Genomic DNA, 13,860 nt, shown 5'->3' with positions numbered 1-13,860 from the left:
CATGCTGGAAATCTCTGGGCTGAAGGTCGCGTTGGGGCGCGAAGACGTGCTCCATGGCATTGAACTTACGGCTGAGCCGGGTCGGGTCACGGTGATCCTTGGCCCGAACGGATCGGGCAAATCAACGCTGCTGCGCGCGGTGAGTGGCGAGCTACCCTATCGCGGGCGCATCCGGTTACAGGGGCGCGATGTTGCGCGCACGCCAGCGTGGCGCTTGGCGGCGTTGCGCGGGGTGTTGGAGCAATCCAATAACGTCGCCTTTCCCTTTAGCGTGCAAGAGGTCGTGCAGATGGGCCTGCGTGCGGGCGTCGAGGCCGATCATCCCCATATCGTGGCCGAGGCGCTGGCCGAGGTCGGTCTGAGCCAGATGGCGCATCGCCCGATTCAGGCGCTGTCGGGTGGCCAGCAAGCGCGCGCCCATCTGGCGCGGGTGCGCGCGCAAATCTGGCATGCGCGCAGTCATAACGGGCCACGCTGGCTGCTGCTGGATGAGCCGGTGGCAAGCCTGGATATCGCTCACCAGCTGGAGGTGATGACGATTTTGCGCCGCTTCGCGGATGCCGGTGGCGGCGTGGTTGCGGTGATGCATGATCTGAACCTGTCCGCCCAAATCGCCGATCAGATGGTGCTGATGCGCGCCGGGCATGTCGCGGCCAGCGGCTCCCCTGGCGAGGTCATGCGCGATGGAATTTTGTCCCAAGTCTATGGCTGTGCATTGACGGTCGGCAGGCAGGTTCCGGGTGGTTTATGGGTGCTCCCAAGATTGGCGGGCTGATCTGACAGTGTCGATCAGGAGCCCTTGTGGCGCCGTTACTCCTGCGGGTTTGGCGCCCAGTCACCCGCCCCTCAAGCCTTAGTGAATTAGTCAGGAATGCACTTGCTCCGCAGCCTGCGACATTTTATCCATTTCCGACAAAAACTATCGGAAATGTTGCCCGGCATTTTACATCTCGGAGAGTTTTCATGCTGGCGACCTTTATCATCGGGTTACGCGAAGGTCTTGAGGCGCGAACTACGGTGCAAAATTAGACCACGCGCGACACCGCAAGGCAGGACGTGTTCGACTACATCGAGACGTTTTACAACCCGACCCGCAGGCACACGAACAACGGCATGCTGTCACCGGTCGACTAAGAAATGAAGCAGCAGAAAATGAACAAAGCAGGCGTCTTGGAAACTCGGGGCACCTTACCCTAGTGCGCCAATTCGGAGTTGAGCGGTCTATCAAGCAATTGCGGGCGCGATAGACATCGCTTTGATTGACACGCTAAGAACGTGCGATGGCATTTTCACTTAAACAGCTTCGCTACTTTATCGCGGTCGCCGAGGCCGGCACCGTGTCGGGCGCCGCGCAGACGCTTGCGATCTCACAATCCGCAGTCACCGAAGCTATCCGCGAGTTGGAGGCCGATCTCGGCGTGCCATTGTTTGCCCGCCATGCGCGCGGGCTCGAGATCACCCATAAGGGGCACCAGTTTCTGCGCCATGCCACGGGCATTCTTGCGGGGGTTGCTGATGCCCGCCACGCCTTGACGCAAGAAAGCGACGACCTGACCGGGACGCTGCATGTCGGGGTGACCTCGCTGGTTGCGGGCTATGTGCTATCGGATATTCTCGCCCGGTTCCGGCGTGCCAATCCGCAGGTTGAGGTGACAGCATCGGAAGATTCAGGCGATTATCTCGAGCATCTCTTGGTCGGCGGAGAGTTGGACGTGGCGGTGATGGTGACGAGCAACATGCGCGACCGCATGGCGCTGCAGACCGAGATCATCGATACCTCGCCCTACCAGCTTTGGCTGCCAAATGGGCACGAACTGACGACGCGGCCCTCCGTTTCGATCGAGGATCTCACGGGTGAGCCGATGATCATGTTGAGGATCGACGAGGTCGAGGAAGCGACGCGCAAACTGCTGTCGGCCTTTGGCGCGCGCCCCCGCGTGGCGTTTCGAACCCGCTCTGTTGAAGCCGTGCGCTCGTTGGTGGCGACGGGGGCGGGAATCGCGCTTTTGCCGGAGATGGTTTATCGCCGCTGGTCTCTTGAAGGTGACCGTATTGTGTCCAGAGATGTATCGGGAAGCCTGCCAGTTGTGCAGGTTGGAGTCGTCTGGAGAAAAGGCGCGCCCCTTTCGCGTGTCGCGCGTGAATTTGTTCTTGCGGCGCAAGTCCATAAAAACATGAGATGAATTCAAGGTATCGATTTTTCCGATAGCTAAAACCTGAGAATTGAATTTGTGAAAGCTCACGGAGTTTCACAGGCTCGTGTGCAAGAGAGTTCCAACTCTCGTTGCAACAGGAAAAGTCATGATGAAACAGATTTTCAAAGGCTGCGTATCCGGCCTTGCTCTCACCGCAGCCACTACGCTTCCGCTGCAGGCCGCCGATATGCTGAACGAACTGGGCGCGGGGGAGGGCAGCGTCTCCATCGTCGCATGGCCGGGTTATATCGAGCGCGGCGAAACCGATCCGGCCTTCGACTGGGTCACCAAGTTCGAAGAGGCGACAAGCTGCAAGGTCGAGATCAAGACCGCCAACACCTCGGACGAAATGGTCGCGCTGATGAACGAAGGGGGCTTCGATCTGGTGACTGCATCGGGTGACGCCTCCCTACGCCTGATTGCAGGCGCTCGTGTGCAGCCGGTCAATATCGATCTGATCCCAAGCTGGTCGCGCGTCGATGATCGCCTGAAGGACGCCCCGTGGCACACCGTCAAGGGCACGCATTACGGCACGCCCTTCATGTGGGGTCCGAACGTGCTGATGTATAACACCGAGGTGTTTGGCGAGGCGCCCAAAAGCTGGAACGTGGTGTTCGAGGAGATGGCTCTCCCGGATGGCGAAAGCAACAAGGGGCGCGTGCAGGCCTATGACGGGCCGATCTATATCGCGGATGCTGCGATGTATCTGATGGCTCACAAGCCCGAGCTAGGTATCACCAGCCCCTATGCGTTGAACGAAGACCAATACGCCGCCGCGCTTGATCTTTTGCGCGTCCAACGCACGCTGGTGTCGCGCTATTGGCATGACGCCTTCATCCAGATCGACGATTTCAAGAACGAGGGCATGGTGGCCTCGTCTTCATGGCCCTTCATGGTCAATCTGCTGAAAGCCGACGGCTTGCCGGTCGCGTCCGTGATTCCCGAAGAGGGCGCAACGGGTTGGGCCGATACGCTGATGCTCCATTCCGAAGCGGCGCACCCGAATTGCGCCTACATGTTCATGGAGCATTCGCTGAATTCGAACCTGCAATCCGACCTTTCGGTATGGTTTGGCGCCGTGCCTTCCGTGCCCGAGGCTTGCACGGACGGATCGGGGATGCAAACCGCTGCAGGCTGTTCCGAGAACGGTCTCGACGATTTCGACAGGATCAAGTTCTGGCAAACTCCGGTGTCGAACTGTGACGGTCAGGACAACTGTGTGCCCTACTACCGCTGGGTGTCCGACTACATCGGTGTGATCGGCGGCCGCTGATCGCTACAAACCGCCCGGATCCGACCCCTTTTCGGGTCCGGGCGCATTCCCCCCGAAAGACCAAAGATGACTGATGCCGTGACCTTCCAAGGCGTTTCGCGCCATTTCGGACCCGTAAAAGCCGTGGACGCGGTCGATCTTTCGATCCGCGATGGAGAATTCTTCGCCATGCTCGGCCCGTCCGGTTCGGGCAAGACGACCTGCCTACGCTTGATCGCGGGGTTCGAACAACCGACCGCCGGGCATATCGCGATTTTCGGTGAACGTGCTGAGGGCGTGCCGCCCTATCTGCGCAACGTGAATACCGTGTTTCAGAACTACGCGCTGTTTCCGCATATGAACGTGCGCGAAAACGTGGCCTTCGGGTTGCGGGTCAAGGGCGTGGGCAAGGCCGAGCGGCACCGTGCCGCCGAAGAGGCCTTGGAGCTTGTCGAGCTGGGCGGCTATGGCCACCGCCGCGCCGGAGAATTGTCTGGCGGTCAACGTCAGCGTGTCGCGCTGGCGCGCGCGCTGATCAACAAGCCGCGCGTGGTGTTGCTGGACGAGCCTTTGGGCGCGCTCGATCTGAAGCTGCGCGAGCAGATGCAGGAAGAACTGCGCAAGTTGCAGCGTGCGCTGGGGCTGACCTTTGTGTTCGTCACCCACGATCAGGACGAGGCCCTGTCGATGGCCGACCGTGTGGCCGTCTTCGCGGAGGGAAAAATCCAGCAAATCGGCACCTCCGAAGACATCTACCGCTGCCCCAATACGCGATTTGTGGCCGATTTCGTCGGCTCCTCCAATGTGCTTCCCGCCGATCTTGCGGGCGTGGGGAGAGCGGGGCAGTGGGCCTCGCTGCGCCCCGAGGATGTGGTGCTTGATCCTGCTGGCCGAGAGGCGACGGTTACGGGGCGGTTCTTTCATGGCCGGGTGACCAAGCTTTCGCTTGATCTTGCGGGGCAAAGCCTGACGGCCCTGATCCCGGCGCGCGAAGATACCCCTGACGTGGGCGAGGCGGCACGGATTTCCTGGGACCCTGCGCGGGTGCATCTGATGGAGCGAGAAGCATGAGCGATCTTAGCTCAAATGCGGCGCTTTTCGCCCCGCGCTCCGGGCCGCTGGCGCGTGCGGTGGACTGGATTATCCGCCACCCCCGCATGTTCGTCTTTCTGTTGGTGCTGCCGATCACGCTGTGGCTGGGGATCGTCTATATCGGCGCGCTCATCGCCCTGCTGATCCAGAGCTTCTTTTCTATCGACGAGTTTTCGGGCGTCGTGGTTCATGAGTTCACGCTGAAAACCTATGGCGAGCTGCTGCGGCCCTACAATCTCGACATCATCCTGCGCACCGTGGCGATGGCCGCATCTGTCACCATCGCCGCTGCGATCCTGGCCTTTCCCATCGCCTATTTTGCCGCCCGTTATGCGAAGGGCAAATGGAAGGCGCTGTTTTATGTCGGCGTCATGCTGCCGCTCTGGTCAAGCTATCTGGTCAAGGTCTACGCCTGGAAACTCGTGCTTGCCAAGGAAGGCATCCTGAACTGGATCTTCGCCAAGCTGCATCTGACTTGGCTGCTGGACGGGTTTCTGTCACTGCCCGTGATCGGCGGAAACTCCTTGTCGGTCAGCTATATCGGCACTTTCCTCGTGTTTCTCTATATCTGGCTGCCCTACATGATCATTCCCGTGCAGGCCGCGTTGGAACGGGTCTCCAAGGATCTCACCGAGGCCGCCTCCGATCTTGGCGCAACGCCAAGGCAGAACTTTCGTATGGTGTTGCTGCCCCTTGCGCTGCCGGGAGTGGTGGCGGGCTCGATCTTCACCTTTTCGCTGACGCTGGGCGACTACATCGTGCCCCAAATCGTGGGCAATTCGCGCCTGTTTATCGGGCAGGCAGTCTATACCCAGCAAGGCACGGCCGGGAACATCCCGCTTGCTGCGGCCTTCACTGTGGTGCCGATCGTCATCATGGGCATCTACCTTTGGGGCGCGCGCAAGATGGGAGCGTTTGATGCACTCTGACAACCGATCTCCGTTGGCTCTCAAGCTGGCCGCATTTGGGGGGCTCTTTTTCCTGCTCGCCCCCATCGCGTTGATTTTCCTCTACGCCTTCTCGACCGAGGAGAAGAGCTTTCAATGGCCGCCGCCCGGTTACACGCTGAAATGGATCGGCGTCACCCTTGGGCGCGCCGATGTCTGGGAGGCCATGGCCCTTTCGGTAAAGGTGGCCGCGATCTCGACCATTCTGGCGCTGATCCTTGGTACGTTGACTGCCGCCGCCGTGGCACGTTCCAAGTTCTTCGGACGCGAGACGATTTCGCTTCTGGTGATCCTGCCCATCGCCTTGCCGGGGATCATCACCGGGATTTCGCTGCGCTCGGCCTTTTCGCTTTTGGATATTCCGTTCAGCACCTGGACCATCGTCTTGGGCCACGCGACCTTCTGCATCGTGATTGTCTACAACAATGCCGTGGCGCGGTTCCGGCGCACGTCGGGGGCGCTGATTGATGCCGCCATGGATCTGGGTGCGGACGGGGTGCAGACCTTCCGCCTCGTGATCCTGCCCAATATCGCAACCGCCTTGCTGGCGGGCGGGATGCTGGCGTTTGCCCTCAGCTTTGATGAGGTCATCGTCACCACTTTCACCGCCGGCAATCAAACCACTCTGCCGATCTGGATGCTCGAAGAACTCGTCCGCCCACGCCAGCGCCCCGTGACCAATGTGGTCGCGATGGCGGTGGTCCTTGTGACAGTCCTTCCAATCCTCGCGGCCTATTACCTCACAAAAGACGGCGAACACACCGCCGGTTCAGATAAATAAAAGCAGGGAGATCCCAATGGACACGCAAATGCTGATCGGAGCAAAGCTCGTTTCTGGCACCGAGACTGAGGAAAGCATCCTCAACCCGCGCACCGGCGAGATCATTACCACGCTGCCCGAAGCGTCTCTTGCGCAGGTCGAAGAGGCGGTGGACGCGGCCGAGAAGGCTTTCACGGCTTGGTCGCGCACCACGCCTGCCGAACGTTCGGGCTATCTGCTCAAGATCGCGGACCGGATCGAGGCGGAGGCGGAGAACCTTGCAGCGTTGGAGGCGCTCAACTGCGGCAAACCCGGCCCGCTCGCGTTGGGGGATGAACTGCCCGCCATCGTGGATTGCTTTCGGTTTTTCGCGGGCGCGGTGCGTTGCATGACCGGGCCAGTGGCGGGGGAGTATCTTGAAGGGCATACGTCGATGGTCCGGCGCGATCCGATCGGCATCGTCGCCTCGATCGCGCCGTGGAACTATCCGCTGATGATGATGGCCTGGAAGATCGCGCCTGCGATTGGGGCGGGCAATACGGTGGTGTTCAAACCGTCCGAGCAGACTCCGCTGACCGCTTTGGCCATGGCAAAGATCTTTGCCGAGGTGCTGCCCGAAGGCGTTGTGAACATCATTCTGGGGCGGGGCGAAACGGTGGGTTCGGCGCTGATCAACCATCCGAAAGTGGCGATGATTTCGGTCACCGGCGATATCGCGACGGGGCGCAAGATTTTGGAAGCCGCCAACAAGACGATCAAGCGTACGCATCTTGAACTGGGCGGCAAGGCTCCGGTCATCGTGTTCAACGATGCTGATCTCGAGGCCACCATCGAAGGGCTGCGCGCCTTCAGTTTCTACAATGCCGGGCAAGACTGCACCGCCGCCTGCCGCGTCTATGTGCAGGGCGATGTGTATGACAAGTTCGTCGCGGGTCTGACGGATGCCGTCGCTCAGATCTCTTATGGTCACGAGGATGACAGCCTTAACGAGATCGGGCCGCTCATTTCGCAGCGCCAGAGCGACCGGGTGGCGAGTTTTGTCGCGCGTGCGCGCGAGGCCAATCATATTGAGATCACTACGGGGGGCGAACGACCCAAGGGGCGGGGATTCTACTACAAGCCTACCGTGGTTGCGGGCGCGCTTCAGACCGATGAGATCGTGCGGCGCGAGGTCTTTGGCCCCGTCGTCTCCGTCACGCGGTTCGACGATCCCGACGATGCAATCAAATGGGCCAATGACAGCGATTATGGCCTCGCCTCGTCTGTCTGGACCAAGGACGTGTCCAAGGGAATGCAGGTTGCGGCGAGGCTACAATATGGCTGCACTTGGGTGAACACCCATTTCATGCTGACTAACGAGATGCCGCACGGCGGCATGAAACAATCGGGATATGGTAAGGACATGTCATCCTACGCTTTGGAGGATTACTCGGTCGTCAGGCACGTGATGGTTGCCCATTAAGCGCGGCATGATGCACGAGTGATGGCCGTCAATGAGTTAGAGCAAACCGACGTGTGCATTTCGATGGCTGGAAAGGGGCGCTTCTTCGCAACATTTTAGCGATCGGCTAAGGCGGCTAAACGCTGATATGCGCTCTGTGCTGATCTAGGACGGATTTCTCTCCAGCCCGCGCGACTTGGCCAACATCACAGACCCGCACTGGCGGGCCGGGATGACGCGCGAGATCCGTCTTGGTTTGAAACGGTGGCACGCGGCGGTTCTCGCCGCATGCGCTCTGATGGGCTACCCGTGGACGCAGGAGGTCAGTCGTGGACCTGCTTCACTTTTGTTCCGGTTTCCTGCGAGCAATGCTCGCCATAGAGGAGACCGGAAATGGCAGCCAAACACAGTGACGATTTCGAACGCGAAGCAATTCGGATCGCGACAAGCAGCGGGCTGACGCGTCGCCAAGTCGCGTCGGATCTGGGGATCGGCCTTTCGAGCTTGGGCAAATGGATACGTCCGTCCTCGCACGATCCTTCTGCCGTGCAGCGGAATACATCAACGGCTTTTACAACCCACGCCGACGGCATTCGGCCATCGGTTGGAAATCACCCGTGGCTTTCGAAAAGATCGCCGCCTGACATGAGCTACACACCGGAACGAAAACGATGCAGTCGTTTCGCCAAACTGGTCGTTCATTCCGGATATGCTAGAGTCCAGACTTACCGTTCGCCGCAGCCGCGACTTGAACAGTTTGGGTTGCTGCCGGTGGAGTGGCTGCTGTGAAGGCCAACACGTCAACGCAATAACACGCAGTTAATCACAGCATTGGCTAGCATGCTCGGAAAGATCAACGGCTTTGTAGTTGCCCTTCTTGGTGTCGGTTTGCTCAGGCGCCCTATTGGTTACAAGTTGAAGACCCCGACCGCTAGGCCATTTGGGAAACGCGGTCGACAATCTTCACGACTTGCAGGGCGGCTTATAGGCCAAGCACGTCATCGACAATTGGATCGGATTTCACAACACGGAGAGGCCTCATGCCGTGATTGAAAAACGAGTACTCAACGCCGCATATTTTGGTCCAATGCAGGTGTAGAAAGCGTTTAGCCGCGCGGAAAGGGGGGGCATTCGCCTCTTTAATCAGCACGTCCAGTTTCAAAGGTTTCTCCCTTAGCTCGGGGAAATGCTCCTCCTCATTAGGCTCCAGAGTGACTTGCAGCAGCCGCGGTTTTCATCGGCGGTTTTGCCTTGTTCACCCATACTTCGACCGACAGACCCGGCTCTAGATCTTCGGAAATCGCTTGTCCGGGGTCAATGGAGATACGCACCGGGACGCGTTGGGCGACCTTGGTGAAGTTTCCCGTAGCGTTCGAACCGGCCAGCAGGCTGAACTGCGCGGCCGTGGCAGGTGAGAAACGCGCGATGTGCCCGCTGAAACGCTTGTTCTTGAAAGCATCGACCGTAAAGTTCACAGCGTCACCCGTTTGCATCCCGTCCAGATCGGTTTCCTTGTAATTCGCAATCAACCACAGATCGGGCGGCACAAGTGCCATTAGCGACGACCCCGCCGAAACATATTGTCCTACGCGCACCCCGATCTGCCCCAAAGTGCCATCTTCGGGCGCGCGCACCACGGCATGATCCAGCGCAACCTGTGTCGCTTCAAGGGCGGCTTGCGCGGCATCTACATTTGCAGCCAGCGACTGGCGGTTCAACTTTGCCGTTTGCAGGGCTTGCGTGGCGACCTCAATCGCGCTTTTGGCCTCTAGAACATTGGCCTTGGCCTGTTCGAGGGAAAGCTTGGCTTTGTCGGTATCCGATTGCGACATATAGCTTTTTTCATTCAGCTTGCTGGCGCGTGCCCATGCGGCCTTCGCCGTGCTCAGGCTGGCCTGCGCCGAAACAAGCGCGGCGTTTTTCGCATCCAGCAAGGCTTTGGCCGAGGCCACCGCCTGCGCGCCATTGGTTTGCGCGGCTTTGCTGGCTTCCAGCGCGGCTTGGGCCTGCGCGACTGCGGCTTTAAGCGAACGGTCGTCAAATCGCACCAACACATCGCCCTTTTTGACCTTTTGGAAATCGCTTACCGGAACCTCGCTGACCAGTGACGACACCTGCGAAGACAGCGTTGTGACACGGCCATGCAGATAGGCGTTATCGGTCCACGCTACATCGGATCGAAAGGGTGGCAAGCGCCATGCGTAAAGCACCATGAACGCGCCCGCGATACCGATGAGCAAGATGATAATCGTAGAGATATGGCGTTTGGAAAGTGACATCGAAACCTCGTTCCGTCGGTTAAGCGGTTCTCGCGGGCGCGCCCCAACGGGCGTAGCCTCGGCGCCAACCAAGATGAAGAAGAAGCGCGGCCAGCGCCGCGATTGAGAGCCACGCGATCAGGCGGAACATATCGTCATAGGCCAGCACCGTAGCTTGCAGCGACACTGAGCTTGCGACCTGCGATATCGCCCCTGCCGAACGCATGGCGCTATCGGTGATGGTGGTGCCATATTGCGCGGCCAGCGCGTTCAGCGTGCCACTTAGCTGTGCGTTTCCCGGCGCGATCTGGGCGGACAGATCGGCGCTATGCAGCGCGCTAAAGCGCACCAGAAGCGAGCGGAACAGCCCCGACCCGATAATGCCACCTAGCGATTGCGTGGCCAGAAACACGATCACGAAACTCAGCAGATAGTTTGGCCCTTTCGCAAACGCCGCCATCAGCCCCTGCGCCATGGCCGGGGGCAGGAACAGCAGGCTCGCGAAGCCGATCATTGCCTGGCTGACATACATCTGCTCGGGTCGTGTCAGAATGGTCGAAGACGAATCCATCCATGCGCCGCTTGCGATCAGGATCAGCGCGATGGCGTGAAACAGCGGCGCGCGTTCTGCCTTGTTCCAGATCGCACAAACCACACCGCCCAGCAGCATGGATCCGGTGATAATCGCGAACAGCATCTGCTCTTGTGCAGGAACAAGTCCCAGCGCGCGAAACATGCCGACGACACCGGCGGTTTGCTCAGATAGCGCGATGCGAAAAATCAACAGCGTGGCCGAGAGATGCAAGATCGGCGGGCTCAATACCCACGCCATATCAATCAGCGGATCCTTGCGGTTGAGTTCGATGGCCACAGCCGTTGCGATACAGGCCACAGCAACCGCCAGCAAAGCCCCAAGCCATGGCGTCTGCGTCCAGTAATCATAGGGGCCGAATAGAAACGAAACGGTCACTCCGCCAAAGCCCGCAGCCAGCAAAAAGAAGCTGACGAAATCCAGTGGTGCCAGCACTTTTTCCAACGGGCGTGGCGTCAGCGGCAACAGATAGACCAGCGCCAAGGACAGCATGGCCATCCCCAGTTGCATCTCGCTTACGCCCACCCAACCGAATGAATTGGTCAGCGTTGGCAAGAGTACCCGTGCCAGCGATCTCCCCAACATGATCATCGTCAGCGCGCCCGAAAGGCTAAGCGAGAGGCGATATTTCTGCGGGACGTGCTCCATCATATACAGGAAGGCGAGGCTCGACAGCGGGGCCGCCGCGCAGCCACTGATAAAGCTGACGACCACCGCGGAATGCAGATCATCGACGTAAAGATTGAGGATCGAGGCGAAGACGAACGCGAGAATGCCAAGCTCCGCAAAAGGGCGCAAACCAAACTGATTGCGGATCTTGATCAACATCAGCGGCATCGAGGCGCGCGGCGCATAAAACGCAGCCATCACCCAGGTCGCCTGCAATGTGGTCGCGTGGATGTCGCCCGCAAGCTGGGGTATATTTGCCGACACAAAGCCCATACTAATGGATTGCGACAGCGCAATGATCGACGCTGCTGCCATATAAAGCGTCGCCTTTCCCAATGGCACGGGCGCCTCTGCGGAAGGCTGCGCAGGCTGGGTAGGTTCAGACGCGGCAGGTTCGATTTGGGCCGCATCGGGCAGAACGGGCAGTACGGGCACTGCCGCGCGCGCGCGAAGCTCCGGGTCTGGACTGGGGGGCGATATGCGCGTCATTTCGGACATGGATGGCGCATCTCATCAAGGTTTTTATCCATCGCATGCAGCACGTTCAAGGCCGCGTCCAATGCCTGCGCGTCGATGCCGTGATAAACGCGGGCGCGCAAATCATTGGTGAAGGACTCGATCTGGTCTGCATTCTCGCGCGCATGATCGGTCAGAAAGACCTGTCGCACGCGTTTGTCATTGGGGTCCGGGCGGCGCTCTAGGAAGCCCAGTTTTTCCAGTCCATCAAGTGTGCGGTTGAGGGACGGCGTCTCGATATCGAGAACCTCCGCCAAGCAGGTTTGACTAAGCCCTTCGGCGCGTGAAACGGCCAAAATCATATGGGCGCGCGCATAGGTCAGCCCCATTTCTTGAGCTTGCGTGTTAAAGATCGCGCGCATCCCACGCACCAGTCGCAACATAACGCGGGTCAGCTCGCGGCGTTGCTCCATCTCGGACGGGTCCTGCGGTGTCTGGCTGTGCGGTTTCATCGGCGCCCATTTCATTAGCAAGCTAATCTTTATCTTGCGAATTACATAACACACCCGTTAGCGCATGCTACCTGAACGGGCGCACAGGGAGGCGTGCGAAAATGCAAAGGCACGACAAGGGCGAAAGGTTAGCCCATCCGATGTGGAGCTAACCGGCGCGTCCTCCAACGCTGGCGCGACCGGTTTGGCGGCGCATTGGCTTTCTCGGTGGCGATATCAGCCGCCGTGTAAATTCTCGGTCCACTGCCACCGTCAAGCAGCGTTTCGATATCTGCCGCGGGTGGGGCGAGGCTCTTGTCGCCAGCTACAGCGGTGCCGACCGTTAAGTATCCGTGGCGCTTGAAGGACGGGCTGGCGCTTGTGGCTCAGCTCAAGGCACTGGTCCAAGAGAACACGGTCTCAAGCGACGGTTGGGGAACCGTGCAAATGGCGAGCAAGCGCTCCGGGTTCCGGTTCCACGTCACTACATTGTCCAGCAAGTCAACGAACTGGCGCAGCATTATGCGCACACGTCGATTGCATCAGAGGCCTCGGGGAAGGTCGCCCTACTGATTCCAAGTTAAAGATCCTGTCCGCGTGACGGCTTGGATTACGCGGGCGGCTAGTCCTCGTGTCCAGCGCGCAGTGCCAAACGAAACGCGCCGGGTTGTTGGCCGGTCCATTTCAGAAAGGCACGATGAAAAGCGCTGGGTTCGCTATAACCCAGCTCCCCCGCGATATCGGCCACGCTCAGATCGCCTGCCAGCAGTTCCTGAGCGCGTTGGTAGCGCAATTCGTCCTTGATTGCGGCAAAGCTTTGCCCCTCACGTCGCAGGCGGCGACGCAGGGTGGCAGGGCTCAGTTCCAGCCTTACCGCCAGCACATCAAAGCTGGGCCATAGCGGGGGCGGGCAGTCTCGAAGCTGATCGCGCACCGTCGCGCCCAGACCCACATCATGGCGATGACGCACAAGGATATTTGCCGGTGCCCCGCGCAAAAATTCCTTCAATGCCTGTTCCGACCGGTTCACCCTCAGAGGCAAATAGCTTGCGTCGAAAGTGAGCTTATGAGCGGGCGCATCGAAACGCACGGGTGCCCCGAAGAACTGTCGGTAATCAACGCGATTCTTGGGCGCGGGACAGGCGATATCGACCTGTCGCAGCGGGATTTGACACCCAACCAGCCAGCAGGCCAGCCCCATCAGGATCAGCCAATAGGTGCGATAGGCAAAGGCCACACGCGGCTGCCGGGCATCGTGCAAGAAAATCTGTGCCTCGCCGTTCTCGACCCGTAACTCCCCGCGCGGATCTTCGAGCACTAAGTTGAGAAACCGCAAAGCGCGGCGCAGGGCACGCTCCAGATTCGGGGCATGCAGCACGGCGTGGCACATCAGGGTAAAACTTCCCGGGCGCATCGGGCGTGCAGCGAGGCCGAAAAGCTCATCTTCGGCTACCGCCGCCATCACCGTCCAGAGCCGTCCATACTCGTCACTGGTAACTGGATATGTCACCGGATCAGGTAGTCCCGCCGCAGCCAAAAGGTCGCCTGAGGCAAAGCCTTGAGCGCGCAGACACGACAGCGCGTCCTCGACGAAACCGGGCAGGATTGTGCGGCGTTTGATGATCCACTCCAAGGATATGGTAAAATCGGTCATCAATTTAGACCTCAAATGTCATTGTTTGCAATGCCGGAATAGATACACTTTCC

At 59.5% G+C, this 13,860-nt stretch carries 11 protein-coding genes and 2 pseudogenes; 9 read left to right on the top strand and 4 right to left on the bottom strand.

Annotation, left to right across the window (positions count from 1 at the left end; translation table 11 throughout):
- The first annotated feature begins 1 nt into the window (after position 1).
- The 9 genes and pseudogenes from DT23_RS12730 to DT23_RS19540 all read left to right on the top strand — a co-directional run.
- Positions 2-775 carry a heme ABC transporter ATP-binding protein gene (locus tag DT23_RS12730; RefSeq protein ID WP_038131739.1) on the top strand — a complete coding sequence of 258 codons (774 nt, stop codon included), beginning with the start codon at positions 2-4 and terminating at the stop codon, positions 773-775.
- Between the two features lie 257 nt (positions 776-1,032).
- Positions 1,033-1,134 (top strand): annotated as a pseudogene (locus DT23_RS19730) (IS3 family transposase); the annotation flags it as partial.
- A gap of 146 nt (positions 1,135-1,280) precedes the next feature.
- A complete protein-coding gene (locus DT23_RS12725; RefSeq protein WP_038131738.1) occupies positions 1,281-2,183 on the top strand; it encodes a LysR family transcriptional regulator in 903 nt (300 codons plus the stop codon).
- A gap of 118 nt (positions 2,184-2,301) precedes the next feature.
- Entirely contained in the window at positions 2,302-3,468 is a 1,167-nt protein-coding gene (locus DT23_RS12720; RefSeq protein ID WP_240473612.1) for an ABC transporter substrate-binding protein, read from the top strand.
- Positions 3,469-3,534: 66 nt separating this feature from the next.
- Positions 3,535-4,518, top strand: coding sequence for an ABC transporter ATP-binding protein (locus DT23_RS12715; protein ID WP_038131737.1), 984 nt, complete (start codon positions 3,535-3,537; stop codon positions 4,516-4,518).
- Positions 4,515-5,468: an ABC transporter permease gene (locus DT23_RS12710; protein ID WP_038131735.1), complete on the top strand. Its 954-nt coding sequence runs from the start codon at positions 4,515-4,517 to the stop codon at positions 5,466-5,468. The genes DT23_RS12715 and DT23_RS12710 overlap by 4 nt, the downstream gene beginning before the upstream one ends.
- Positions 5,458-6,267, top strand: a complete 810-nt coding sequence (locus DT23_RS12705; protein ID WP_038131732.1) for an ABC transporter permease — start codon at positions 5,458-5,460, stop codon at positions 6,265-6,267. Before DT23_RS12710 ends, DT23_RS12705 begins: the two co-directional genes overlap by 11 nt.
- 16 nt (positions 6,268-6,283) lie before the next feature.
- Complete coding sequence (locus tag DT23_RS12700; protein WP_038131731.1) at positions 6,284-7,708, top strand: gamma-aminobutyraldehyde dehydrogenase; 1,425 nt, start codon at positions 6,284-6,286, stop codon at positions 7,706-7,708.
- A 372-nt stretch (positions 7,709-8,080) separates the two neighbouring features.
- A pseudogene (locus tag DT23_RS19540) lies at positions 8,081-8,206 on the top strand (transposase); the annotation flags it as partial.
- A 680-nt stretch (positions 8,207-8,886) separates the two neighbouring features.
- Here the strand turns inward: DT23_RS19540 and DT23_RS12690 are convergent.
- The 4 genes from DT23_RS12690 to DT23_RS12675 form a co-directional block, all read right to left on the bottom strand.
- Positions 8,887-9,966 (bottom strand): HlyD family secretion protein, encoded by a 1,080-nt coding sequence (locus tag DT23_RS12690; protein WP_038131727.1) that lies wholly within the window; start codon positions 9,964-9,966, stop codon positions 8,887-8,889.
- Positions 9,967-9,985: 19 nt separating this feature from the next.
- Positions 9,986-11,704 (bottom strand): MFS transporter, encoded by a 1,719-nt coding sequence (locus tag DT23_RS12685; protein ID WP_240473611.1) that lies wholly within the window; start codon positions 11,702-11,704, stop codon positions 9,986-9,988.
- Positions 11,692-12,174: a MarR family winged helix-turn-helix transcriptional regulator gene (locus DT23_RS12680; RefSeq protein WP_162177242.1), complete on the bottom strand. Its 483-nt coding sequence runs from the start codon at positions 12,172-12,174 to the stop codon at positions 11,692-11,694. The genes DT23_RS12685 and DT23_RS12680 overlap by 13 nt, the downstream gene beginning before the upstream one ends.
- Positions 12,175-12,775: 601 nt before the next feature.
- Entirely contained in the window at positions 12,776-13,807 is a 1,032-nt protein-coding gene (locus DT23_RS12675) for an AraC family transcriptional regulator (protein WP_240473610.1), read from the bottom strand.
- Positions 13,808-13,860 lie beyond the last annotated feature (53 nt).

The sequence above is a fragment of the Thioclava indica genome (assembly GCF_000714545.1).
Taxonomy (GTDB): Bacteria; Pseudomonadota; Alphaproteobacteria; order Rhodobacterales; family Rhodobacteraceae; genus Thioclava; species Thioclava indica.
Note: the sequence above shows the minus strand (reverse complement) of the source record. Positions and strands in the feature narration are given on the sequence as shown.

Coding starts and splice junctions, on each gene's coding strand:
- DT23_RS12690 (WP_038131727.1), bottom strand. CDS start 9,966: ATGTCACTTTCCAAACGCCATATCTCTACGATTATCATCTTGCTCATC.
- DT23_RS12700 (WP_038131731.1), top strand. CDS start 6,284: ATGGACACGCAAATGCTGATCGGAGCAAAGCTCGTTTCTGGCACCGAG.
- DT23_RS12685 (WP_240473611.1), bottom strand. CDS start 11,704: ATGTCCGAAATGACGCGCATATCGCCCCCCAGTCCAGACCCGGAGCTT.
- DT23_RS12680 (WP_162177242.1), bottom strand. CDS start 12,174: ATGAAACCGCACAGCCAGACACCGCAGGACCCGTCCGAGATGGAGCAA.
- DT23_RS12720 (WP_240473612.1), top strand. CDS start 2,302: ATGATGAAACAGATTTTCAAAGGCTGCGTATCCGGCCTTGCTCTCACC.
- DT23_RS12710 (WP_038131735.1), top strand. CDS start 4,515: ATGAGCGATCTTAGCTCAAATGCGGCGCTTTTCGCCCCGCGCTCCGGG.
- DT23_RS12725 (WP_038131738.1), top strand. CDS start 1,281: ATGGCATTTTCACTTAAACAGCTTCGCTACTTTATCGCGGTCGCCGAG.
- DT23_RS12705 (WP_038131732.1), top strand. CDS start 5,458: ATGCACTCTGACAACCGATCTCCGTTGGCTCTCAAGCTGGCCGCATTT.
- DT23_RS12715 (WP_038131737.1), top strand. CDS start 3,535: ATGACTGATGCCGTGACCTTCCAAGGCGTTTCGCGCCATTTCGGACCC.
- DT23_RS12730 (WP_038131739.1), top strand. CDS start 2: ATGCTGGAAATCTCTGGGCTGAAGGTCGCGTTGGGGCGCGAAGACGTG.
- DT23_RS12675 (WP_240473610.1), bottom strand. CDS start 13,807: ATGACCGATTTTACCATATCCTTGGAGTGGATCATCAAACGCCGCACA.